13 protein-coding genes are annotated in these 26,213 nt (G+C 48.1%); 6 read left to right on the top strand and 7 right to left on the bottom strand.

Annotated elements, in window-relative coordinates; genetic code table 11:
* The first annotated feature begins 131 nt into the window (after window positions 1–131).
* The gene (locus tag V5T57_RS15265; RefSeq protein WP_332892107.1) at window positions 132–500 is read left to right on the top strand and encodes a 4a-hydroxytetrahydrobiopterin dehydratase; all 369 of its coding nucleotides are present in this window, start codon (window positions 132–134) and stop codon (window positions 498–500) included.
* Window positions 501–563: 63 nt separating this feature from the next.
* On the opposite strand, the gene V5T57_RS15260 is transcribed toward V5T57_RS15265, so the two are convergent.
* Window positions 564–1,136, bottom strand: a complete 573-nt coding sequence (locus V5T57_RS15260) for an SPOR domain-containing protein (protein WP_332892106.1) — start codon at window positions 1,134–1,136, stop codon at window positions 564–566.
* Between the two features lie 2,509 nt (window positions 1,137–3,645).
* A complete protein-coding gene (locus V5T57_RS15255; protein WP_332892105.1) occupies window positions 3,646–4,239 on the bottom strand; it encodes a hypothetical protein in 594 nt (197 codons plus the stop codon).
* Between the two features lie 431 nt (window positions 4,240–4,670).
* Between V5T57_RS15255 and V5T57_RS15250 the strand changes: the two genes are divergently transcribed.
* The 5 genes from V5T57_RS15250 (at window position 4,671) to V5T57_RS15230 (ending at window position 12,347) form a co-directional block, all read left to right on the top strand.
* Window positions 4,671–5,711, top strand: a complete 1,041-nt coding sequence (locus V5T57_RS15250; RefSeq protein WP_332892104.1) for a radical SAM/SPASM domain-containing protein — start codon at window positions 4,671–4,673, stop codon at window positions 5,709–5,711.
* A 124-nt stretch (window positions 5,712–5,835) separates the two neighbouring features.
* Window positions 5,836–8,343 carry a 6-hydroxymethylpterin diphosphokinase MptE-like protein gene (locus V5T57_RS15245; RefSeq protein WP_332892103.1) on the top strand — a complete coding sequence of 836 codons (2,508 nt, stop codon included), beginning with the start codon at window positions 5,836–5,838 and terminating at the stop codon, window positions 8,341–8,343.
* Between the two features lie 35 nt (window positions 8,344–8,378).
* Window positions 8,379–9,371, top strand: coding sequence for an NAD-dependent epimerase/dehydratase family protein (locus V5T57_RS15240; protein ID WP_332892102.1), 993 nt, complete (start codon window positions 8,379–8,381; stop codon window positions 9,369–9,371).
* 256 nt (window positions 9,372–9,627) lie between these two features.
* Entirely contained in the window at window positions 9,628–10,023 is a 396-nt protein-coding gene (locus V5T57_RS15235; RefSeq protein WP_332892101.1) for a hypothetical protein, read from the top strand.
* A gap of 926 nt (window positions 10,024–10,949) precedes the next feature.
* Complete coding sequence (locus tag V5T57_RS15230) at window positions 10,950–12,347, top strand: methyl-accepting chemotaxis protein (protein WP_332892100.1); 1,398 nt, start codon at window positions 10,950–10,952, stop codon at window positions 12,345–12,347.
* A gap of 15 nt (window positions 12,348–12,362) precedes the next feature.
* Here V5T57_RS15230 and V5T57_RS15225 read toward each other — a convergent pair whose 3' ends face one another.
* The 5 genes from V5T57_RS15225 to V5T57_RS15205 form a co-directional block, all read right to left on the bottom strand.
* Window positions 12,363–12,815 carry a YcgN family cysteine cluster protein gene (locus tag V5T57_RS15225; protein WP_332892099.1) on the bottom strand — a complete coding sequence of 151 codons (453 nt, stop codon included), beginning with the start codon at window positions 12,813–12,815 and terminating at the stop codon, window positions 12,363–12,365.
* Complete coding sequence (locus V5T57_RS15220; RefSeq protein WP_332892098.1) at window positions 12,812–14,617, bottom strand: M3 family oligoendopeptidase; 1,806 nt, start codon at window positions 14,615–14,617, stop codon at window positions 12,812–12,814. The genes V5T57_RS15225 and V5T57_RS15220 overlap by 4 nt, the downstream gene beginning before the upstream one ends.
* Window positions 14,618–14,622: 5 nt before the next feature.
* Window positions 14,623–15,306 carry an NUDIX hydrolase gene (locus V5T57_RS15215; protein ID WP_332892097.1) on the bottom strand — a complete coding sequence of 228 codons (684 nt, stop codon included), beginning with the start codon at window positions 15,304–15,306 and terminating at the stop codon, window positions 14,623–14,625.
* A 2-nt stretch (window positions 15,307–15,308) separates the two neighbouring features.
* Window positions 15,309–15,983: a hypothetical protein gene (locus V5T57_RS15210; RefSeq protein ID WP_332892096.1), complete on the bottom strand. Its 675-nt coding sequence runs from the start codon at window positions 15,981–15,983 to the stop codon at window positions 15,309–15,311.
* 77 nt (window positions 15,984–16,060) lie between these two features.
* Window positions 16,061–26,212 carry a two-partner secretion domain-containing protein gene (locus tag V5T57_RS15205; protein WP_332892095.1) on the bottom strand — a complete coding sequence of 3,384 codons (10,152 nt, stop codon included), beginning with the start codon at window positions 26,210–26,212 and terminating at the stop codon, window positions 16,061–16,063.
* Window position 26,213: the final 1 nt, after the last annotated feature.

Raw genomic sequence — 26,213 nt, 5'->3', positions numbered from 1 at the left:
GAGCTCTTTTAGAGCTCTTTTTTTTTACCCAATATTTAACACAACCATGGAACACCACGCTCATTCTCGCCAAACTTTTTCAGGGAGCTTAGGTCAGAACAGTATATCCTCTATAACCCAACAGGTGTGTCATGAATGAACTACAGCAGAAACGTTGCCTACCGTGTGAAGGCGGCATTCCAAAACTTACCCCCTCAACAGCGCAAAATCATTTAGCACAATTATCCGGCGCCTGGGAATTGGAAGAGAGTATTAAGGTAAAAGGACATTTCATTTTTAAAGACTTTTATGAAGCCATGGGCTTTGCTAATGCGGTCGCTTTCATAGCCAACAGTGAGAACCATCACCCTTTTATAACCATTGGTTGGGGATCGTGCGATATCATCTATTGGACCCACGCTATTCAAGGGCTATCCACCAATGATTTTATATGTGCCGCCAAAATTGATGCCCTATACGAACACTATCAAGCCCCTCCACCTCTCTGTAAAATTTCTTGAAAAAAAAAGGCGCTGAACAATTATTCAGCGCCTTTTTAAGCCAAAAATCTATCGATATGTAAGCTATTTACGTATAAACCGCATGACTCGAACCGGTTTAAAAGGGGTATCCTGGTAAATCGTTTTCCAGGCTTCGCTCAACTGTTGTTTATTTGTAAAGGGTCCAAAGCGAACACGCTTAAAAGGCTTTCCCTGACTGATGATGTCACGGACATAGTAACGCAGACCTGAGCGTTTAATAATCACAAGATTTTCTTTGAACCATACCATGTTACGATAGGACCCTAACTCAATGGCATAAACGTTGTCGTAACGTTTGCTCATTACAGTCACAGCACCCGGCATAGCAGGAACATCTTGAATAATCTTGGCCGCAGGCTTGGCCGCAGGCTTGGCCGCAGGCTTGGCTCCCATACGAGATTGAGCCACTTGTTCTAAAGTAGGCATCTTCACCAATGGTTTCACATCAACCACAGGTACCTGAGCTTTGACATCTACGAGTGTTTGAGCTTCTGTCTTTGTAGATTGCTGAGAACTAGAATTCACCTGTTTAACGTTATCATTCCAGTCTGGGTCAGGTAGAGCAGACTGTTGAACCACAGCAGCTTGATCTGTTTTTTCATGGGAAGAAGGCATTTTCAGCTCATCCCAGTCAGGCTCACCCAACGCACGTTGCCCAATATTCTGTGATGTTTTCTGTTTTGCCCCACCTTTACCGCCTAAGATAAGCTGAACAGCGACACCTTGCGCAGCACTACGCTTATGCTCAAACTTTGCATTTTTTTCTACCTCATTAACTGTGGAAGAGACGGCATTTTTTTGAACGTGTAAGAGATCAGCTTTCTTCTTGGACTCTGCCTTCAGGCGGGCCTCTTCAGCCTTCTTCTTCGCTTCCGCTTTCAGGCGAGCCTCTTCAGCCTTCTTCTTCGTTTCCGCTTTCAGGCGAGCCTCTTCAGCCTTCTTCTTCGCTTCCNTTCTTCTTCGTTTCCGCTTTCAGGCGAGCCTCTTCAGCCTTCTTCTTCGCTTCCGCTTTCAGGCGGGCCTCTTCAGCTTTCTTCTTTGCTTCTGCTTTCAGGCGAGCCTCTTCCGCTTTCTTCTTTGCTTCTGCTTTCAGGCGAGCCTCTTCCGCTTTCTTCTTTGCTTCCGCTTTCAGGCGAGCCTCTTCAGCCTTCTTCTTCGCTTCTGCTTTTAGGCGAGCCTCTTCCGCTTTCTTCTTTGCTTCCGCTTTCAGGCGAGCCTCTTCCGCTTTCTTCTTTGCTTCTGCCTTCAGGCGGGCCTCTTCTGCCTTCTTCGCTTCTGCTTTCAGGCGGGCCTCTTCTGCCTTCTTCTTCGCTTCCGCTTTCAGGCGGGCCTCTTCAGCTTTCTTCTTTGCTTCTGCTTTCAGGCGAGCCTCTTCCGCTTTCTTCTTTGCTTCCGCTTTCAGGCGATCCTCTTCTGCCTTCTTCTTGGCCTCTGCTTTTAGGCGAGCCTCTTCTGCCTTCTTCTTGGCCTCTGCCTTCAGGCGAGCCTCTTCTGCCTTCTTCTTGGCCTCTGCCTTCAGGCGAGCCTCTTCTGCCTTCTTCTTGGCCTCTGCCTTCAGGCGAGCCTCTTCTGCCTTCTTCTTGGCCTCTGCCTTCAGGCGAGCCTCTTCTGCCTTCTTCTTGGCCTCCGCTTTCAGGCGAGTCTCTTCAGCCTTCTTCTTGGCCTCCGCTTTCAGGCGAGTCTCTTCAGCCTTCTTCTTGGCCTCCGCTTTCAGGCGAGTCTCTTCAGCCTTCTTCTTCGCTTCTGCTTTTAGGCGAGTCTCTTCAGCCTTCTTCTTCGCTTCTGCTTTTAGGCGAGCCTCTTCCGCTTTCTTCTTGGCCTCTGCCTTCAGGCGGACCTCTTCTGCCTTCTTCTTGGCCTCTGCTTTCAGGCGGGCCTCTTCAGCTTTCTTCTTTGCTTCTGCTTTCAGGCGAGCCTCTTCCGCTTTCTTCTTTGCTTCCGCTTTCAGGCGATCTTCTTCTGCCTTCTTCTTGGCCTCTGCTTTTAGGCGAGCCTCTTCTGCCTTCTTCTTGGCCTCTGCCTTCAGGCGAGCCTCTTCCGCTTTCTTCTTTGCTTCCGCTTTCAGGCTAGCCTCTTCAGCTTTCTTCTTTGCTTCCGCTTTCAGGCTAGCCTCTTCAGCTTTCTTCTTTGCTTCCGCTTTCAGGCGAGCCTCTTCCGCTTTCTTCTTTGCTTCTGCCTTCAGGCGGGCCTCTTCTACCTTCTTCTTCGCTTCTGCCTTCAGGCTAGCCTCTTCCGCTTTCTTCTTGGCCTCTGCCTTCAGGCGAGCCTCTTCCGCTTTCTTCTTCGCTTCTGCTTTTATACGTGTCATGTCCGCTGTTTTTTGAGCGATGACAGCTTTATGGCGCGATAAGATACCAGACTGTTTTTTTGCAGCCGTGGTGAAGCGATTGTTTTTCTCTTTCAGAACCAACGCAAATTGATGATTAGCGACCAACCATGATTTTTTAGCATAAGCTGCCATGGCTATATGAAAAGAAGCTTCAGATCGATTATCACCTGCATTTTTTAGCAAAAGCTTAGCGGTCAACTGACCTGCATGAAAATTAAGAAGTTGCTTGTGCCATGCACTAACTTGGCTATCTCCCAAGCTTTGTTGTAATTGCGTAGAAGCATCTTGTTCTTGTAGACCTAGGCGAGCCAAGAGCAACCACAAATGCCCTTCCATCCGGCGAAAACGTGAGACTTGGCGAACATAACGATCCAAATGTGTAACGGCTTGTTGCCAGTCACCCGAGATAACAGATAACTGACCTAGCCCTAACCGAGCTTTGTGGGCTAACGGCCAGGCGGATAACGCTTGATCAAAATCTTTTTGTGCGGAGGGTAGTTGATTTAAATCCAACAACAGTTGGCCACGATTGCTAAGAACAACCCCTTGCCCAACACGATCTAGCTGCCCAGCAGCAAGAGATTGCGTAAACAGATCAACCGCTTTCTTAAAATCCCCTTGCTTAGAGGCCTTAACGCCCTGCTCTGCAAGCGAAAGAGCATCCGCTGCGTGCACAACACTGATACGCACCCCAAAAAGTACGATAACAACAAGTGCTGCCATCCACATAGAGTACGTAAGCGATCGATTGGTCATCCGCGTCATATCCCAAGCCATGAAAATGTCCTACCTCTGTTACCTAAGCCATGGTGTTGGTACTTGGCTACCTAGACGCCAACGCACCAGACACTTTGAGAAAGCCAACTGTAATACACGTCCATCTTCCGCCATACCGAGAGACGATAACGCCCCAAACCCGTTTACTTCCAATATTTCGGTAGGGCGCACAGCCGCATGATCCACTAAAGAAATGCCGTGCAAAGGAGCCTGAGGATCCGCTGTCACAAGCCACACATAATGACCGCCCCAAACCCCATCCAAGACCCTACCATATTTCTTAGGAAAACGCGTTAATTCCGTGACATCACCCTTTTCTGAGAGAAACAAAATCATTTGACGATGCGTGTGGTAAATAAAAACACCCACCTTTTCTTGCCATACCATGGGTTTTAAAAAGGGAGAACATCCAACATCCATAGAAAAAAGATGGTCTGCTGGCTGAGTCAGACGCTCAATATCTCCTGATATACCTAGACCTAGCCAACACCCTATAAAGCCATTTTCACGATTACACAGCCATAAATTACCCTGCGCATCAACCGAGACATGGTGACAAACCTTAACACCATGGGGGGAAAGGGTTTTTATCTCATTTTCAATCAAATCCAACAGACGCAATCGACCCTGTTGTTGGCCATCTATGATCCAGAGCCAATCTTGAGAAAGACCGAGTGATATCGGTGTATCCAACCCTGCTTGAGTGGCTTGGCCATCATGGTGACCTGGCCTACCTTGACCAAAACGGGCAATAACCCCCTGAAATTCATCAACCAATAAGACTAGATGCTGGGAAGGTAATGCCAGAAACCATCTGGAGCAGCCACCTCCTGGACAGGGGTAGGAGAGGATAGAGCTCGGCGAGGTATAGCTCCAAGAAACAGCTGACATATGAAACCGCTTTCTCTAAAAAAGAGTTTTCCCTATCTAATCCATCGGCATCGTTGGCCGATAAGGTTAATATGAACCGATATGGTCCTATTGATAAAGCTCGTGAGAAGCTCATAACCGTAAAGGACTGGTCTGAATAGGGAGTTGGATGGATGGTAGAACAGCTAAAACCCATCAAAATTGGTGGTGGCAAATTAGAGGCTTTTCCTGAACGCATCCGTGCTTGGCGCGCAGGAGAAAACCCAGGCCCTATTGCCATAGAAGTGTCCGTCATCGATGGTTGCAATCATAACTGCAGTCACTGTGGACCGCAGTTTTTTTCCCCTTACGATAAAACCAAACAGATGGACCGGAATCTATTTTTACGGTTTTTAGAGGACTTCCATAGCATGGGCGGCAAAGAGGTCTATTTTGCCGGCTCAGGAGAGCCCCTACTCCACCCAGAGTTTGCCACCTTTATGCAGCACGGTCGTCAACTGGGGCTGGATATGACCTTTAGCTCCAATGGTATTCCACTAACAGCCAAACGTATCCCTACCATCCTGCCCTATACCACCTGGGCACGCTTTAGCGTCAATGGTGGTGATCAGAAAACATACCATCAAATCCATCGTGGTAAAGTAGAGGATTTCAACCGCTTAAAAGAGAACCTTACTGAGGCTATGGCTTACCGTAAAGCGCATGACCTACCTGTGAAGCTAGCTATGCAAATGGTTACTTATGACGACAACTGGCGCTCTCTACCGGATTTAGTACACCTTTTTCAAGATTTGAATATGGATCGGTTAATCGTTCGAAATCGCATTAACCGTGATGGACAAAAAAATGCGGTCACCGAAGATATTTTTCCCATCCTAGAAAACGCCGCCCAAGATCCAAGAGTGGAAGTGCGTTGGCCGAGTTTTCCTAAGCCGGGTGAATCTTTGCAGATTGCCCCAGCCGATTGGCAACGCTGTGACGGTATTCAGTTCCGTACAAACATGGATTTTGACGGCAACCTAAACACCTGTTTTCGGCACTGGTACCGAGATAGTGGCTATGGAAATATTCATCAACATGATTTTAAGACCATATGGAATAGCCCTAAAAAACAAGATGTTTTTGAACTTGTTGGAAGTGGATGCGATAAAAAAGATTGTGCAAAATGGTGCCAAGTATCACGGGATAATAAGTTTTTAGATCCCTTGGAATAACAGCTTCTCGTTCAGTTATATATAGGGGTACAGTTTTTGCAATTCTGCACAGATGGCACGCTACCTTAAGAAGATGAAAGGTAGCTTTTATAAACTCCTCTGCTGCAACGGTTGCTAACAGATCATGACTGAACCTACCTCCTTCGATCTCGGTCAAGTACTCACCAACCAGTTTGGCGAACGCTACCTTCAAGAAATCAATGGCGAATCCTTTTCTAGAACAGGATCCATCGCCTTTTTCAAGCAGCACTATAATGAAAAAATTTGGGGACCTGATCGATTAAATATCGTCTTGGGAACCGACTCTGGACTGTTGGTTCACTACATACATCAAGAGGTTCTCAAGCCAGATTCAGGCATTCGGGTTCTTTTTATCGAACTACCCGATGTCCTGGAACGTCTGGAAAAAGAGGGAATGCTTCCCGAACCAATCAAAGGCCGGGTTGAAGTTACCACACCTGAAAATTGGATGGAGCGCGCCAAAGAAACGTTCAATATTACAGATTATTTTTACCTGGATGCCATCGGTAGACTTGAGTCTGTTGGAGCTTTGGATGCCATACACCCGGGTTACCTCTCTGTCTGGGATAGCTTGACCAATGAGTTCTTACAGATTGGAAAAGCGATTATCATGCAGACGGGTAACCATGTCTTTGCCCGAACTGGCCTGCAAAATCTGTCAGAAAATCGTCTTCGCGCAAAATCTATGCATGGTTTATTTGAAGGGAAAAGTGCCGTAATCCTAGCTGGGGGCCCTTCCCTTTCTGAAGCCTATGAAATGGTAAAAGCCAACCGAGATAACCTTGTCGTCATGGCGGTTGCTCGTGTTGCAAAAAATCTACAACAACATGGCATAGTCCCTGACTTTATCTTTTCTATCGATCCTCATGAACTCTCTTTTAACAACAGCCGAGAGATGCTTCATTACTGGGAAAAAACCTTTTTTATTAATCTATACCACGTATGCCCCATGCTCTTGGGTCAGTGGCAAGGTCGAAGTGCCTACCTTGGTTCATTGTACCCCTGGAAAAACGAATTCGATGCCAAAGAGCAACTTCAAGGCTATCCAGGCATTACCGTTTCTCACCAAGCGCTGGGATGTGCCATTGATATGGGTTTTTCCCGTATTATTTTATGTGGCATTGATTTGTGCTTTAGCAAAGAGGGTTTTACCCACGTTCAAGGTTCACTTGAGAGTGACGTGGGACCTTTCTTGGCCAATTCCCGTTATCAGGTTGAGACCAATAATGGTGAGATCGCCGAAACACGCTACGATTTTTTTAGTGCCATACCCGCACTCGCTCAGCTTGCCCTCTATGCCGAGGAGCACACCTGTCAGCTTATTAACCCTGCCCCCTTAGCCGCCAAAATTGAACGGGTTGAACATAAAGCCTGGGATGATCTCACCTTCGAACCGTTGGGTCTATCGGTTAGCGAAACACTTGATGTGGCACTACCTGAGGATAGTCGGGCCAACCGTCTTGCCCATTACGAGATGGTTCTCAAGGAGTTGACCCACGCCCGTAGTGAAGTAACCAAAGTGCGTAAACTGGCTGAAGAGGGTCTTGCTTGTAACAAACGACTGTTTGGTAAAAAAGGCAAGCAGGGGGATTACTCCGCCAAACTGCGTATGGACCAAGTTGAGGAAGATCTAGATAAAAAACACCCGGTTTTTTCGACCATGGTTAAACAGTGGGGAATTAAAGAGTTCTTACGCCTAATCCGGCCTGACAAAGATAAAGGCTGGACGGATGAAGAGATTGAGCAAACCGGTGAACGTTACTACAAAGCATACAAACAAAGCGCTCAGAGTGTTTTACAGTTTCTCAACGAAACCATCCGGCGGGTACAGATACGCCAAGAGGAAGAGAAACCAAAGCCAAATTTAAAAAATCTGTTCAAACAGTGGGAAGAGGATCAACAGCCCAACCGATTGGTCCTACTGGAACAACGCAGTGCATTTGAACGTCATCTCTTCCCAGCAAAGATGCAAGAGCGCTTTGAAGCGTTTGATGACTCATTTAAAGAGCAGATGACACACACAGAGACCACATTGAAAAAACGTCTAAAGGCTGAAACCAGCCCCATGACGGCACGTAATAAACTGCGTAATTTATTCCGCCAAAACAACAAAGAGATGCTCACACAACTGCGCACGGGAATACTTGGAAGTCAGTTTGACTTTAAAGAAGATCTTGCCGCTTTGGCCAATGGTTATATCCATGAGTTAAAAGAAGATTTTGAAGTAGCCTTGGGCCACTATGAACAGGTGGAACGGAAAGAGCTGTTAGAAGAGGCTAAGACGCGTATCTTACAAATCCTTCTAAAGAGCAACCGCATTGAAGAGAGTTTACCGGTCTTGGATGCCATGTCAGCGCACAACCCTGGTAAGCTCCCCTATTACGCCACCATGTTGGGTCTAACAGGCCGGATAGATGCCGCTAAATTAGCCTTTAATCACTATTTAGGTCTGGCACCGAATGATCTGATAACCCGCCTAAAATATGCTCAAATGTTAGAGAAGAATCAGCTTATTGAAGAAGCTAAAATCCAGGTTGAGCAGATCCTTGCTAAAGATGACAGCAACCAAGCCGCCAAACAGATGTTGCAACAGTTCTCAGGCGTAGCCTAAATGTGGCTCAACATAGACCAACAAAAGAGGTTCTCATGAAAAGCATAATGGTCACAGGTGGTGCAGGTTATGTAGGCTCTATCCTATTGCGACGCCTTTTAGAATCAAACTACCAAGTGGTATGTGTGGATAACTTGATGTTTGGTGGTGAGGCACTACTGGATATCTGGGAACATCCCCATTTCACCTTAGCCAAGGTGGATATCCGTGATGGCCAAGCTATGGATGCTCTGTTTGAGCAACAGAGCTTTCATGCGGTGATTCATTTGGCAGCTATTGTGGGAGACCCCGCTTGTTCCAGAGAATCGGATTTAGCCTATGCCACCAATTGGGAAGCATCTCTTGCCCTGCTAGAAGCCAGTAAAAAGAACAATGTAGAACGCTTCATATTTGCATCAACCTGTAGCAACTATGGCAAAATGGCCGACCCTGGTGGCTTTGTGCAGGAAGACTCCCCGCTGGCACCTGTCTCCCTGTATGCAGAGTTAAAGGTGAAGTTTGAAAAAGAGCTGCTCAACATGGCACCCCGTGAGACGTTTTGTCCAACAGCGCTCCGATTTGCCACGGTTTATGGCATTTCCCACCGTATGCGCTTTGACCTAACGGTGAATGAATTTACCAAAGAGCTTGCTATGGATAAGGAACTGGTGGTCTTTGGTGAACAGTTCTGGCGCCCCTATTGCCACGTCGCTGATTTTTCACGTGCCATGCTTGCAGTATTAGAAGCCCCCCGTGAAAAAGTCGCCTATGACGTCTTTAATGTCGGCGATAGTGAAGAGAACTATACCAAAGGCATGATCCTTGAGGAGCTACTGAAAATTTTCCCTCATGCACAAGTCAAACGTGTGCAGAAAAAAGAGGATCCACGAGATTATCGTGTCCGGTTTGAAAAAATTCAGGCACGTCTTGGTTTTAAAATTTCAAAAACGGTGCCCATGGGCATGCAAGAAATTTGTGACATAGTGCAACAGGGTGTCATCCCTAACCCGGAAGAACAGAAGTTCTACAATATTCCACATGAGGCTTGATCTATATTAAGTCCCTAGCTTTAAAACGGATTTTGCCAATCTCTTTACCCCGCCCTGAACCCAACCGTTCAGGGCTTTTTATTTTTCTCGCTTATAGTTTTTAATATCATTTTAAACATTTTATAATATGCTGATATAATTCAAAAAAACATTTTTCCCGGATTCGTATTTTTTGATTTGCACCCCCTGACAGAACGGCATAATGTATGGCTTGAAACGATTATTTATCACATTGCTCCATCCTTGGGAGGGATCCATGAGCGACATGTCCAGCATGAGCCCTGAATTCGATCATCTAAAAGAGTTGCTCGAAAAGTGCAAAAACGAGAATGACCCTGATAGAACGCTTTGCCACCTTCAGGCTCTGAAGACTTTCATCATGGCCTATGTTATCCAGCAGAATACACTGATGCATCAACTTCAGGGTGGTAAAGCCCTTGAAGGCGCCTCAGAAGATGCCTTGGTAGAAAAATGTGCAACCTGTGTGGGTGATTCCCAAAAGCTTATTGGCAAGCTCCATAAGCTGCTGCGCAAGTATGAAGACGAAGAGAACCTGGATACCATGGAGTTCCGGGCCAAGGCTTCACAACTGATCAATAAATTTGATAAAAATATGGATCGGTTTGAAGAGGTTTTTCACGCTGCGGCGTAAACTTCTTCTGCCACCGGGGACGGTGGGATGCAAAAAAGAGTGCAGTCATTATGGCTGCGCTCTTTTTTTATCCCATACTTTAGCCATGAAGGGGGCAAGTGTACCCAAAGTATTGGTGCGCGAAAAATGCCAGGCCACTATTCTGACCGATGAATGTAAAGAGGTTGTCGCTCGCACCTTACATACCTTAAACCCCGCCATGAAGAGACAGTTACCGCTCGTTTCTTATCAGGTTAATGAACACCGTACTACGTTTTAACTTTAAGCCTCGAATTGAATGAAACTGCCATACCCTGAAAATGCTGAGAGCCTGTGTGGGAACATGGCAGTGATCGACTCACCGCTTTAGCTTATGTTCATATCAAGGCTTTTACGATGAAAGAAACATGCTTTTAACACACCAGTACTTTTTTACGATCAGACCCCACCTTCAAAGCTCCAATCACAAATGATTTTTGTCCAAGACTAGACACGCAGGGTTGCATGGTGATGAATTGTATTTAGACCAAAAAGTCCCTTTCCTAGCGGTAACTTATATGTCTCTACGCCATCGAACTACGCAAGAATACACCGTTTATTCATTATCTTATCATTTAGCAAAGCTCAATCTTTAGGTGATGACATAGAATTAAAGACCAACAAGCATTATCAGGAATAGATATGTATAAGCACATATTTAACACCATTTATTTGATATTTATATTGTATTTTCCGTTCCAAATCCTGCAATAGCACGAATTCAACTCGATTTTTAGACCCATTTATGGGATGCTTAATGCATTCATTTAATATTTTAATGCTAAATACACATAATTCAGTGCATAATTTCCTATCTTTAGAAATATACCCATTCTTTTAGGTGTATTGTAGTACGCCCTCTATTTACCATCCAGATTGGTGTGGAAGCCCTTCTTGGGAGAGCAGGTATGTCGAAACCGCAGCATCAAGACTTAGAGAATACGATCCAAAATTTTGCACGCGAAGCTGGTGGGCTTGGTGTTCAATTGGCGGATATTGCTCAAAGTGTCCATGGGGTCAATACTCAAGTATCCGATCAAGCAGACCGCCTTATCGACTTCCAACGCGGTATGCAAGAACTGTCCGGTAACAATCATCGGATTATGGATACCGTCACCTCTATGGCTGAAGCGGCCGATACAGCATCAAACCAGGTCCATGCTTCTCGCAAGCAGTTTAACGAGGCTATGCGTGTTATCAATGAACTGGTTGGGCGCGTTGATGAGACCAAAGACCTATTGGACGCCTTCCAAAAAGCACTCCGCACCGTCGCTAAAGTCACAGATTCCATTAAAAGCATCGCCGATATGACTAACGTGCTGGCCCTTAATGCAGCCATTGAGGCCGCAAGAGCCGGACAAGCAGGGGCTCGCTTTGCTGTGGTGGCTCATGAAGTAAAATCTCTTGCCACTCAAACCAGCAGCTCAACCCAAGAGATTGGTACAACACTGGAAGCCCTTTTTGTAACGGCTGAAAAACTTCTAGAAAATGGTAGTAAAAGTGTTGAGCAAGCCCATGCTGTGAAAGATCAATCCGAAAACTTAGAAGAGACCATCGGAGCCTTAGAAGATGTCATGGGTGGTGTGTATAAACAGTCCAAACATATCACTGGAGAGGCCGATGGTATTAATCAACAGTGCAGCTGTTTAAACGAATCTCTGGGTATGGCGACCTCTGGCATCACTCAATCTGCAGAACTGCTTAGTGATGCAGACAGACAAGTTAAAGGTCTGCTGGATAGTGGTGAAAAATTAATGCGCCTCACCCAAGAGTCTGGCGTGGAAACCGATGATACCCGCTTTATTGCCGTTATTCAGGAACGGGCGGCCCAGATCGGAAAAATATTTGAAAACGCTATTGCCAATGGCCGAATAACCCAACAAGAACTATTTGATACAGACTATCAACCCATACCCAACACCAACCCTCAGCAACACTTGGTGCCCTGTGTTGCGATTACAGACAGTGAGTTACCCCCCCTACAAGAAGCTATGCTCGACTTTGATGAGAAGGTCGCTTTTTGTGCGGCCGTTGATAAGAATGGCTTCTTACCCACCCACAACAATAAATTCTCGCACCCGCAAAACCCGGATGATCCAGACTGGAATGCAGGTAACTGCAGAAATCGACGAATTTTTGATGACCGCACAGGATTAGCCGCAGGTCGCAATACCAAAAACTTCTTATTGCAAACCTACAAGCGGGATATGGGAGGGGGCAACTTTGTGCTTATGAAAGATCTATCAGCCCCTATTTATGTCCACGGTAAGCACTGGGGCGGGTTACGCTTAGGGTATCGTGTATAAATCGGTAGAAAGCTGTTAATCCAAGATCAAATGATCTTCTAAGTTAGAGTGGGGTTGTAGATGACGTATTTTAACCCCTTTAAAATAGTTGACCACATTAACAACGGTATCTACCGTTCCACTTTTAAGGGGATGCCAAGAGGCCAGTGGTTTACCTGAAGCTAACAGACGGTAAGCACAATGATCAGGTAGCCAGTCATAGTGTTGTACCGTCAGTGGGGTAATGGTGCTGCACTCAGGGTTTTGTATTTTACGTTGATCGTAGCATCCACATGCTTGGCAACTAAGGTCATAGAAAGGGCAGATCAGGCTGGTCAGGTAGATATCCCCTCTCTCTTCATCCTCAGCTTTAACCAAGCAACACAAACCACATCGATCACAGAGAGACTCCCACTCCTGGGTGTTCATCTCGACCAATGATTTTGTCTCCCAAAATGGTGCTTCAGAGTCTTGTTTTGTGGTACTCACAACACACCAGCCTGTTTGGCAACATTTTCAGCTTCATCAATGAACTGACCCAGACTAATGGCGATCCCATCGTTCCAAAATGCCGCACCTGTTGGATCTAACCCAAAAGGTTCAAGCAGCTCGACCACATTTTTGGTGCCGCCTGCCCGAAGCAGATCCAAATAACGAGCCTCAAAGCTATCACCAATTCTTGCACGACTGGCATAGAGACTTTGTGTCAGCAACTCGCCAAAAGCATAAGCATAGACATAGAAGGGGCGATGGAAGTGGCCGACATAGCTCCACAGTGCATTGGTGTCTTCATAGGTAAAGACACTGCCTTCTGGACCATAGAGGTCAGAAGCGGTCTCCATCCAGATCGTATCCATATCTTTTGCAGAGAGACGACCATTGGCCCCATGTACTTGACGCTCAAAGTTAGAAAACCCAATTTGTCGTACCACTGAGTTAAGAATATCTTCAATCTTCTCAGTCAGTAGTGCCAACAGGCCAATACTGTCTCCTTGGTCTCTGAGCCGTTCTCTTAAAAAGTTAAAGGTAGTCATCTCCCCAAAAATGGAGGCTGTTTCAGCATACGCCATAGGGGCGCTGGCCATGAGAGCCCCCTGAGCATGCCCAGCTAAGATGCCATGGATACCATGACCAGCTTCATGAGCCAGGGTCATAACATCACGGGTTGATCCTTGGTGATTAAGCAGGATATAGGAAATAGGCTCACCACCAGGAAGTACCACAGAGTAGTTAAAAGCACCACTTTGTTTGCCTTCTCTAGGGGCAACATCAAACCGACCCTGCTGATCAAACGCCTCAATCATCTTCGCCATTTCAGGGCTAAAACTACGATAGGCCTGAACCACAAGGTCCAATCCCTCTTCATAGGGGATATTACTCTCTGCTGAAAAAGGTAAAGGCGCGTTACGATCACTCCAACGCAGCGTTTCCTGCCCCAACATTTTAGCTTTAAGCTGATAATAACGTTGGGCCAGAGGAGCGGCACGGCTTGCCACAGCTTCATGTAGGGCTTCAACCACAGCATCGGGAACTTTATTACCCAGGTTGCGCGACTGCATGGGGTGTTCATAGCCACGCTCACGATCTTCAACCCGCTTTTCACCTACAACCATGTTTAAGGTTTGGGCAGAAAACTTAGAAAATGCGCCATCCAACCCAGCATTAACCAAACGCTGTACCTCCGCACGCTGATCTCCATCCTGGCTGGTATTCAGGGTGTGCAGCATTTCAGTCAACGTTTGGGCACGGTCTTGATACGTAAAGCGAAGGTCTGCTTCAATTTCATCATAAAACTCTGCCCAGCTATCTGAACCAAACGTTGAGCGTTTGGTTAACGCACCTTCGACCTCCTCACTCAGCATAAAGGGTCGGTTACGTCTGACCTCTTCAAGCCAGGGTCGGAAAAATGTACAGGTTTCTTCCTCAAGCAAAATTTGGAAAATACCATCATCCATCTGTGCAATCTCAATGGTAAAAAATGACCCATACTCACCAAACGCACGATCTAGTCGTGTTTTGGCTTCATACAGCTTTTTTTTCACAGCCTCATTATTAAGGTCAGCATAAAAGCATAATTGAAGATAGAGATAGAGCTTACCCGTGAGCTCACTAATCGTCTCATTGGCTCTTAACGCATCCCCAAGCTCTTGGCCAAGGTGCCCTCTAAAGCGGGTGAAAAAATCCTTATAACGGGCCTCTACTTCTGCAAGATCTAATTCCAGTTGCGGATCATCTAAGCCGTGATAAAGATTATCTAAATTCCACTTTTGAATCGAATTTGGCACATTCATAACCGTTAACCTACAGAGTGTTCTTGAAGACCAGCCATCATTAATGGCCGATAACGCTGCATAAAAATACGAACCCCATCTGCATACAGCCAGGGGCTCTGCTGTAACTGAGCATGGAGTAGATTAAGATCCATCGACCGACTGTTGATCGCTTCCCCATCAACAAAGGTCAGAGGGCCATCATAAACCCCAGCATAAACCACCACATTCAGCCGCTTAACCCACGGCTTACCATCCTTTACCTGAACAAAAACCCCTTGCCAGGGGTCATAGTCAATCATGCGTATAAGGGCATGTTCCTGAAGATCTAATGTGCCTGAGTGCAACCGATGTATATAGTCAAATGGAGATGGGGCGATCTCAATATTGGTTAGACCGATCTCTTCTCCCATCTCTTTATAGACATTTTCCTCAAATGCTGCGTGGGGCAGAGTCGGATCTTCTGTAACCACATGTCCACCAACGGCTTTATCCCACATATAGGGGTTCTCAGGCTTATCTCCGCGCTGGACCAAACGTACCTGACCAGTGGAGGTCATTAGAATAATATGTACAACAGGTAACGCTAATGGGGCATCACCACACTTACGCGCATGGTGACGGATCTCCTCCATTAACGCAGAACGGGGCCCTGTTTTTACCCACTGCCCCTGTGCATTGGTGGCATGAAGCCACTCTTCACCCGCCATAATTAAAACGCACCGGGTTGAATGCGATAGATGTCTGGCTTTATGGGGTCTGCAATGTAAGAAAGCTGCAGGTAACTACGTGGATCAATAATGACCTTACCCTCTTTATCTTTCTTTCCGGTGTCCACACCGCGCACACTTAACTGTAAGCGGACTTCACGGTTTTTTTGGTCCCGTCCTCGGAAATAGAGAATATCCTGCTGACTCTGCATCTTACCCACAATTAACGAGTCTGGCTTAAACCGGTAGCTTTGGAAATAGTTGGCCAAATGATCTGCCGCAACTTTTAAATCATCAAAGCTGGCTTTACTGCTGGGGTTAACCAAATTACCCCACGTTACATTAACATGTACCAAACGCTTGGACCGGTACCCCATAAAATAGGTCACAACAGCGGGCCCTGCCCCCTCGATAAGGTTATTAACCTGTAGAGAGAAGACTTTCTGTTGATTATGCTTATGCTCTGTTTTCCCTATCTTTTTATAGGGCTTTGGGAAGTTTTTCTTTAAAGCTGCCAATAACTGCTTTTCGGCCATACCAAACTTGGCACCTTTATATCCTTCAACCTCAAAGGCAGGTAAACGCTTTTTAGGTTTTGGGGCATCTTTGGCCTCAGCAAATGGAACCCAAAGCAATACGGCACAGATCATACCCACCACAGATTTCATCAAAAACATATGCATTACCCTCTTAAACGGATGTGGGGACGAACCATTTGGCCGTCCCCACCCCTACTCATTCATATTCTATCCGACTATTGGCCTATGGGATCCCCAGGATTAATGGTCATGGTAACCACACCACGATCCACCCCACCAGGTCCTTTAACTTTAAGACTAATGGTCAAAGGTTCTGCCATATCCATGGGGGCTGTACCAGACATTGTGGCGGTTTCGGCATCATAGGTTAACCACTCTGGCAACGCACCACCCTCTACATCAATTTCGTCAACAACACCATTTTCACCCACATAGTCCTCTAGGTCGATATCAAACCGGCGACCTGCAGGCAGCTCAACATCTAGAGGTACAACCGAAGGGGTCGCCGCAGGAGCTGCCGCGGTAACCGTACCACCGGTATTTGGAGCATCACCACCAGGCTCATCGGTCGCTAAACCAAAGGGCTCCTGAGGTGCAACATCCGTATCATACGCACTATCTGGGGTCATTTCATTGGTTTCTGTACCTGTCCCCCCCCCCAAAGTTGGCAATGTACCCACTGAGTTTACATTTGGCGGGGGCTCACTACCCACTAACGGCGGTGTATAGCCTTCGGTATTAAACGCAGCTGTATTGGTTAAATAGACATTGCCCGTTTCAAGCACTTGGTTCTCTGTATAGTTATCATAGAGTGTTTCCAAGCGAAGGTTGGAATAGGTAAGGCCATTAAAGCGATCTTCAAAGCTGGGGTTAAGGTCGTATACCATCCAACGCGAATTGGCGGTTTGGATCCCATCACTATCGTCACTGTTGGTAAACGCAGCCCCAGAGACCAACACCACAGCATAAGACCCTGACCCAGAGCTTAACACTTCATGCCCTGAGCTAATGGTTAGGTTACCCCCTGCCCTTAGCCAGATCAGATCTGTGGCATTTAAACCTGAAGTACCTGAAACCGTACCCACTGTGACATCATCGGTATCCCGGAAATAGAGTGTACCGCTGGTGGAGGATGCTGCCAGCGTGTCCACATCGTTACCGGTCTGCTTCATGGAGACATTGCCCCCCGTTGTGATCAGCAACCCTGTTGATGTGACACTACCACCGGTTTGTGAAATACCACTGCTACCTGCGGTCAACCCCAAGGTCGTGGCGGTAATGGTACCGCTACTCTGGGTTATTCCACCACTACCACCGGTTAAGGAGACTGTCGTACCCGTAACACTCCCCCCATTTTGCGTTAACCCGGTGCCCGCATTAACCGTAATGGTTGTACCACTAATGGTACCTGCACTCTGCACAATGTTGTCACTGGTTGCCGTCAAAGAGAGTGTACCACCACTGATGGTACCGTCCGTTTGGGTGATATCACTGGCTGCTGTCATGGACAGGCTGGTGGTCCCGGTCATGGTACCGTCCGTTTGGGTAATATCGGTTCCAGCCGTTAATGACAAAGCATTGGTTGCCGTCATGGTACCTGTGGTCTGAGTAATAGCACCGGCCGTTGCTGTTAACGACAGTGTTGTACCACTAAGGGTACCTGTATCTTGGGTAATGGAGCCTGCGGTTGCTGTCATATCCATGGTCGTTACAGTGATATCACTACTGGTAATGCTGATGTTATCACTGGTTGCGGTCATGTTTAGCGTGGCCGCCGTCAAATCGGAACTACCCGTTAAGATGACATCACTACCCGCTGTCATGGTCAAGGTCGTTGCTGCACCCAGGTTACTGTCACTGCTTAGTGAAATATCCTCACCAGCCGTCATACCAAAGGTTGAGGTGGAGGCCGTTAAATCGCTGTCACTGAGTGTAATGTGATTACTGGTTGCGGTCATAGAGATCAAACCAGCCGTGGCATCACTGCTGGTCATGCTAATATCACTACCCGCACTCATGGTCAGTGAGGTTGTCGCCGTCAATGGACTGCTGGTTAGGGTAATATCCCCTGTGGTGGTGGTCATTGACATGGTTGGTGCTGTCACCGTGCTGCTGGTCAGGGTGATATCACTGGCAGCAGCCAAGGTTAATGCCGTGGTACCGGTGATGGCACCCGTACTATGCACAATATCACCACTGGTGGCGGTCAAACCGATGGTCGCACCACTAATGGCAACGGTACTTTGAATACCATCATCACCAGTAACACTGATGGTACCACTCCCTGCAGTAACAGCCTGACTAAGGGTGATGATACCTGCTTCTGAAGAGAGCGTGGCATCACTGTTGGTGGTAGAGAGCCCGGTTGTGGTCACCACATTACTGCTATCGGCATTACGCAAGGTACCGGTGATGGTGCCCACGGTAAATGCGGTTGAGTTGTTAAAGGTAAAGCTACCACTACTGGACTCTGCAGCCAGTGTAGAGATGACATTTGACCGGCTTAATGTCGCCGCGCCACCTGCACGAATCCGTAGACTGGTCGCGGTGACAACACCATCAGACTGGGTAATGGCACCACCAGAATCCAAACTGACGATCTGACCACTACCACTGACGTTATCCCCCAAGGTTAGGGTCCCTGAGGTGTTCTTAATTAAAATCTCACCACTGGCTGTGGTAATACCGTCGGTATCCAGCGTTGCCCCATCGATGGTGCGGTTTACATCTTCAATAGCCAGGTTATCACTATCCACATAGGCCAAAGTCCCCGTACCTGAAATCGATACCGCCAAGTTATCCACATCATTACCACTTTGAACCATGGTAATGGTGGCACCAGCAATCATCTGTAAACTACCCGCTGTAACCGCATTGGCACTCTGGGTAATGGTGCTTGCACTCTGGAACGTGGCCCTACCAGTACCAGCAGAGACATTTTGCGACATGCTTAGTGTACTGGTGGTGTTCTTAATATAGATATCACTATTGGATGCACTGGTATCTACACCGGCTGTGGTACTGGCCAACAGCGTACTGGTTACCGAACCAAGCGCCAGATCATCGCTATCTTCAAAGCTAAATGTGCCCAAAGCACTGGCACTTAACGTATCGACATCGTTGGCTTCAAGTAGAGAAACATTGCCAGAGGCTTTAACCTGTAAGGAGGAGGCCGTCACGGTACTGCCGCTGTTTTGCGTAATGCTGCCCCCCGCATCCAGCGTCATGATACCCGCACCCGTGGTTAAGGCTTGATCCATGGTCATGGCCCCACCACTTTTGATGTAAGCCTCGCCATCACTGCCTGAACTATCTATACCTGCGGTGGTCACGTTATTGCTACCCAGGGTACCTGTGATGGAGGTGATGTTTACATCATCGGTATCCACAAAATAGACAGTACCGGTAGAACCTGTGATTAGGGCAGACAAATCATCCACATCGTTGCTGCTCTGGGCCACCTTAATGGTTCCATTGGCGCGCATACGTAGCTTACCAGCGGTTACCGCACCCCCTGTCTGGGTAATAGCCCCTCCTACATCCATACTAACGGTACCCGTACCAGCACTTACATTTTGCGCCAGTGTTAAGGTGCCGGAGGAGACTTCAACATGCTGCTCTTTATTGGCTGCTGAGGTATCCAAGCCACTGTAGCTGTTGCTATCGAAGGAGGAGGTCCCACTGTTCCACTCAGAAACAGAGATGGAGGTGACCGTAACAGAGTCGGTATCTTTATAGGTCAGCGTACCGTTGCTCACATAGGCCGCCAGCTGATTAGTCTGGTTGGATTGATACAGGGTGATGCCTGTATTAGCCCGTGCAATCAACTGGTAGGAAGTAATGGTAACGCCACTACTTTCGGTAATACTACCACTGCCTGTGGTATCCAAGAACACCACGGCACCACTAGCATCGCCACTGCTATAGCCCGTGGTCACGGACTGATCCAAGGTCAAACTGCCTGTGGAGAGCACCACATTGACATTGCCACCATTGGTGGTAATGCCACTCACCCCATTCACGGTACCAATGCTTAGATTCTGAGCTTGGGTATAGGTAAACTGGGCACTGGTATCGGTCATATTGACAGCCAGTGTATCGATATCATGACTACCGATATTCAGGTTGGTGTTGCTTTTGGCATAGACCTGAAGGCCTGACCCCACCAAAGAGGAGGTGGCGTTTTCAACCACACTGCCTAGTAGGGATTTCAGGGTAATATTCGCTTTGGTACCACTATTATTGGTGGTGATGGTGGTATTGGCATCAATGGTCAGATTACCCGCCGTAGAGCTGTCATCGGCAGAAGCAGTGATCTGAACATCTCCTTGCACTGTGGTGATGCCTGCCTGACTGTTCACCGTAGTGATAGTCAGGTCATCGATATCCGCAAAGGTAAAGCTGGAACTTGTACCGGTTAAAATGGCGGCCAGATTATCTACATCATTGGCGGTATTATCCAACGCGCTGCTGTCTGCAGCTTTAATGTAGAGGCTCTGTAAGGTGACCTGACCACTACCTGTATCGGTCACAGCACCATCATTGGTGATCAGAATACCGGTTCCAGTACCCAACGATACCAACTGCGTCAGAGAGATATGACCACCATCACCCGTATCCTCCGTTGCGGTCAGGGTAAAGTTACCGTTGGTGGTGGTCACCCCGGTTTTAGAGACACTGCTCACCGTTACGGTACCGATCTCTACCCCATCGGCATCGACAATCTCCACCGCGGAGCCTGATGTGGCGGTTTCCACCGCTAAGGTGGTGATGTCGTTGGTGGCATCGGTCAAGGTAATGCCACCCCCTGTGGTTTTCAGGTACAGGCTACCCACCACCGCTTCCATATTGGCCGTTTGGGTAATGCTCCCGGCTTCAGCGGTAATAAAGGCACTGCCTGTAACCGTGACCCCTTCAAGGGTAACGGACTCTGTATCCGACACAGTATCAAAGATAATAGCAGCCGAGGCGTTGTAGGTTAGATCTGCACTCACATTAGCCGCAAACTCATCGACGACATTACTGTTGGCCATGGTGGAGTTGCTGGTCGCCTGAACCATCAGCTTATCTGCGGTAACAATGGCAGTACCGGTTTCATTGACCGCACCTGAGTCACTGTCCAAGCTGACCACATCACCATTTGAGGTAATGTTTTGGGCGATGGTGATATCTCCATTGGAGGTATGCAACGTCACACCCGTTGTCGCAGTCAAGCCCGTCTCAGAACCAACGGTTGTCACCGTCAAGGCTTTACTATTTTGCAGCCAGATATAGCCTCCGGTGGTGGTCGCCCCCATACTGCCAACCGCATTGGTCGAAAGACCCAGGTCAATATTACCTGTCGCCGTCATGGAAGTACTGGTTGCAGAATAGAGCGCACTGTTGGTCTCATCCTGCACAATGGTACCGCTGGTTGCGGTTAGGTAAGAAGCATCATCCACAGTCAGACCTGTGTAAACATTACTCTGACCATCGGTGATTTTATCAAAGTTAATGCCTGTGGTGCTAACGTAGGTTAGATCCGCACCACTGCTGGTGGTACCCACAGTACCACCAATGTTCACAACGACATGGCCGTTATCCAGTGTCACAGAGCCTGAGGTATTCAAACCGAGTTGGTCCGCCGTAATCACCGCAGTCCCACTATCTGCAATGGTACCACTCTCTGCAATCAGACCCACAATACCCGTGCCCACATTGACATTCTGGCTAATGGTTAAATTACCACTAGACAGTTTAATGGTGGCATTTTGGTTATCCTGGGTAATACCGTTATCCGTTGTGGTGGTTCCATAACTGGTACTGGCAACTGTGCCAACATCCAAAGCCTGACTGTTCACCAGGTAGAGCTCTCCACCCGTGAAATCGGCAGACATGGTATTGATCGCATTGGAGCCTGTCAGTGTGTAAGCACCACTACCCAGCAAATGTAGCTTATCCACCGTGACGGTACCCGCCCCAGTTGCGCCATTTTGGGTGTTGATGGCTAAAACCCGGTTTTCTGAACTACCGGCAACGGTCAAAGCCCCTGTCATGACCACATTACCGCCGGTACCTGTCATGACCAAATTCAGGCTATCCCTAACCGTTGTCGCGCTGGCAACGGTCAGTGTACCGGTTAGTGCAGTACTGCTGGCATCTTGCTTACCGATGGTGATATCGGTGGTACCTTCATCAAAGACGTTGTAGCTACCTGAGAAATACGTGCTTTTAAGATAAAGAGAGGTGTGCCCCGTGGTGGTACCCAACTCAATATTGGTGGCCGTGCTGTAGGGGTTAATCCGTACTTCCCCGGTTGTCTCGATCTGCAATCGGCTTGTGGAATCGTTGGTAAAGAGCATGTCATCAGAGATCAGCGTCACAATACCAGAGTAGGTGGAGGTATTGCCTGCCTCTTGACTTTGACCGATGTACATTAAATAGCCAGCGGTCTCAATGCCATAACTACCATCTTTACCACCACTTTTACCTTTAAGGGTGATATTACCAGTTTCGGAGATAATGGAGGTACCATTGGTCTCCATATAGATGCCGTAGTTCTCATCACCAATATAGGAGTCATCATCGTTATACGCGCTACCACCGGTACCTGTAATGGCAATATCACCACCAACTGTTTGGATTAACGCGTTCTGGGAGACAACCACACCACCATAACGGTTACCAGAGGTCGCCGCTGTCACGCTGGATACATCACCCGTAATGGTAATACTACCGGTGGAGGTCGTACTCAGGGTGACTCGGTTATTACTCCCCTCACCAATGATCACACCATCTTTGTTATCCGAGGTTGAGGCCGCTGTGACCGAACCATTGATGGCAATATTTCCATCACCAGCACTCAGGGTAGAACCATTATAGATCCAGACACCTGCACCACCGGTTCCATCGGTTGGGGCCAGACCACTCACGGTGATGTTACCACCACTGGTGGTGATGGTTGAGTTGGTGATCTCAACACCGTAGGTACCCGAGGTATCATCAGGATCACCCGTTGCAAAATTACTGGCGGTTCCTGTTCTTCCGGTATCCCCTAAATCAATGGTTCCCCCATTGGTGGTGATGGTCGCCGTATCTAAACGAATACTCCCCCCCTTAATGGTGGAGTCCAAGCTGGTATCATAAGTATCCATGTAGATATTCAGCTTGGTGCTACTGGCGTTGGTTGTACCATCAATGCTGTAGTTACTAATGGCGATAGAACGGTGCGCCGTAATATAAAGATTACGTGCCGTACCGTCATTGTCATCGGCGACACCCAGATCAAAGGAGTCCTGCGTATAACTGGCGGTACCGGTTGTACCACCAATGGTGCCACCAACAATGGTGATGTAAAAGTTGGTTGAGTCAAACTCCAGACGGGTGTTGGATCCCGTGGTGTTGGAGGCTGTGATCATGGTACCAGAGGTACCTTTAAGATAGATCAGGTCCCCTTCACTACTGTCGGCACTGTCCGTTGCAAAGCTCACCTTGGAAGGGCCGGTAAAGGTTAAGACCCCCAAAGGCGCTGCTGCTGTACCTAGATCATCACGGAAGGTGACACTACCCGCGGTGGTACCTGAAGTTTGCAAGGTTAAAGCTTGAGGAATGATGGTACCACTGGGCGCACCTGAGGTAACCGCACCTTTAAAGTCAATGGCCCCCCCAGCACCCTCATACACCGCACCGTTAAGGTAGCCCGATGTCGCCAGCGTAACCGAGTATCCACTGGCTTTCAGGCTAACATCTTTATGGAACGTAATGGCACCGGAGGCGTTGGTATTACTGGCAATGTAGGAGGTCGTAATGGGCGTGGCATAGGCCAGCTCAGACGCTTTGTAAAAGACCACATCACCACCATTGGTACTGATGGAGCCTTCCAAAGTGGCGGTACCGCTGGTCAACGAAACCGAACCAAAGGTCACATTTAGCTTACCGGTGGTAGAAGAGATGGCATAACCGCTGCTCAATGTGACGTTATTATCCGCCGCAAAGGTCAGGGTCGCATCATCACCACTGGTTTTCGCAATATCCGCATTAATGGTGATATTACCGGCTTCAGATCCCCCACCATTGGTGGATAGGGTGACACTGGTTCCAGCATTTAACAGGGTCTCAATAGAGGTGCTCTGAACATAGGCACCCGATGCGTTGGCGGTATAGCCACCACTGCCATCATCCGTCACATTGGTATCAGTCTGGGTGGAAGAGACAATCAAATTATAGGGGTCAAATAACCACTGACCACCCACCCCAGCTTTCAGGGTGTTGCTACCATCCATCTGGAGATAGTGGCCTGAGGTCTCCGCTTTACCGCCCTGCCCTGCACTTTCGACAGAAAGGGTAGAGTCCGTCACTTTAGTCAAGCCGCCAGACCAAAGAACCAACGTGCCCCCTTCACCTTCATCACCACCTTCTGCCAGCAGCTGGGTGTCATCACTTACAATAACGGAGTCAGCTTCCTTAATGGCAGGATCTTTACCCTGCCAGCCACCACCGATATAAAGCTCACCACCTTTGCCCCGGCCAGACCCACCAGAGACATCCACCTTACTGGCTTTGATCGATACATCATCACCTGTAATGATGGTTTTCCCCCCATCACCATGCTTTGAGCCACCAGCAGCCACCAGTTGTGCTTCGTTCAGCGAAACATCACCACCAGTGAGTGTTAGCGTACCACCAGAGCCTGCAGCTCCGCCCCCTTGGACATTCAGAGTTGAGGACTCCACCGCAAGTGACTGCTCCGCGGTGACACGAATGTCCCCACCTTGCTCACCATACTCACCTGCTTGCAGGGACTGGTAACTGAGGATCTGCCCATTACCCGCAGAAGCGTCAACGGTGCTTTTCAGTAATGCGATGTTTTGGCCTTGTAGTTCAACTTGGCCACCCTTACCCCCACCCTGTGAGGAGAGTGTCGAGTGAGAAATATTTAAATTATCATGGCCTGAAACGGAGATCTGGCCACCCTCACCATTAAAGCTACCACCCTTTGTGTATAGCCTTGACTGGGATAAGAAAGTATCTGCGGCTGAGATGGTTATATTCCCACCGCTACCTTGATGGCTACCACCCTGTGCCTTGATGGATACACCACTTACAAGCGCTGAGTTAGCAGTTAAGCTGACCTGTCCACCACTGCCCTGGTGCGCACCACCGTCAGCATCAATCGTAGAGCTAGCAAGCAGACCTAACCCTTTAAGATTTAGGACAACCTTACCACCACGCCCTTGGAAGGAACCACCGGACACATCAATTTTTGAATTAACCATACCCATACGGTCGGCTTGAACATCAACGTGACCACCATGACCTTGGAAGCTTCCGCCGGAGGCCAACACAGTACTGTCAATTAACCTTAATTCGTTGGCAGAAATAGACAGCTTACCGCCACTGCTGAATGTTGAACCCCGTACATCAACGGTACCCTGATTAAGCTCTACATTGGCGCCAGTCAGAGAGACCTGCCCACCTTTGCTATCTAAGAAACTACTCTTTATGCCAGATGCTTGTAATGTCCCATTGACATGAATGTCGCCAGAACCACTGTCGATCTTAATTTCACCGGTTTGGGTATTGATCGTATTGGCCTGGACAAGACCTTTCATATTGATGGCGGATTTTAAAGCACCCGCAGCCCCACGGGCTGTCATCCAGACCCGCCCACCATCCGCAACAATGGCACCAGACTGATCAATTTGTGCTTGAGCCACCTCACCATCAACCGCCACACTAACCAAGCCACTGTCGGTCAGGTTGAGGTTAACCGCTTGCCCTGCGGCAAACACCACATCGCCTTTAGGGGTCTCAATGGTTCCTTGTGCATCAATATTACGCGCAATAAAAGAGACCAGCCCCCCTTCAGAAGCGTTAATCTGACCAGACTGCTGCACAATACTGGCATTACTGGGGTTGCTGAAGGCGTAGTTACCTGAGATCAGGTTTTGATCACTTATATTTGCGGTAGATGCGGCAATTCCCCCCACATTGACGGAGTGCCCCTTACCAAACACAATACCTGATGGGTTAATAAGAAAGACCTTACCCGTGGCTTGTAACGAGCCAAAAATCTGCGATGCCGTACCACCCAACATACGCTCAACCGCAATGGAGCTTATGTTAGGCTGCTTATAAAGAACCGAAGCCGCTGAACCAATATTATAGTTCAGTCGATTATTGATCAGAAGTTGGCTCGCCTGGTTCACCGTCATGGTGGAACCATTGATCACCGTCGTTGCTGAACCATGGCTAATCGTCGCTTCACTGGGTAAAGCGGTCGCCGCCGGGTCAGCCCATGCCATGGCCGGGCTTAAAGCCAACAGCCAAGCGGTGGTCGCCAATAAAGAGTGTGGCGGTTTGTTCTGGGGGGTATCTGCTCGATCCATG

This window comes from Magnetococcus sp. PR-3, from assembly GCF_036689865.1.
Classification (GTDB): Bacteria; Pseudomonadota; Magnetococcia; order Magnetococcales; family Magnetococcaceae; genus Magnetococcus.
Note: the sequence above shows the minus strand (reverse complement) of the source record. Positions and strands in the feature narration are given on the sequence as shown.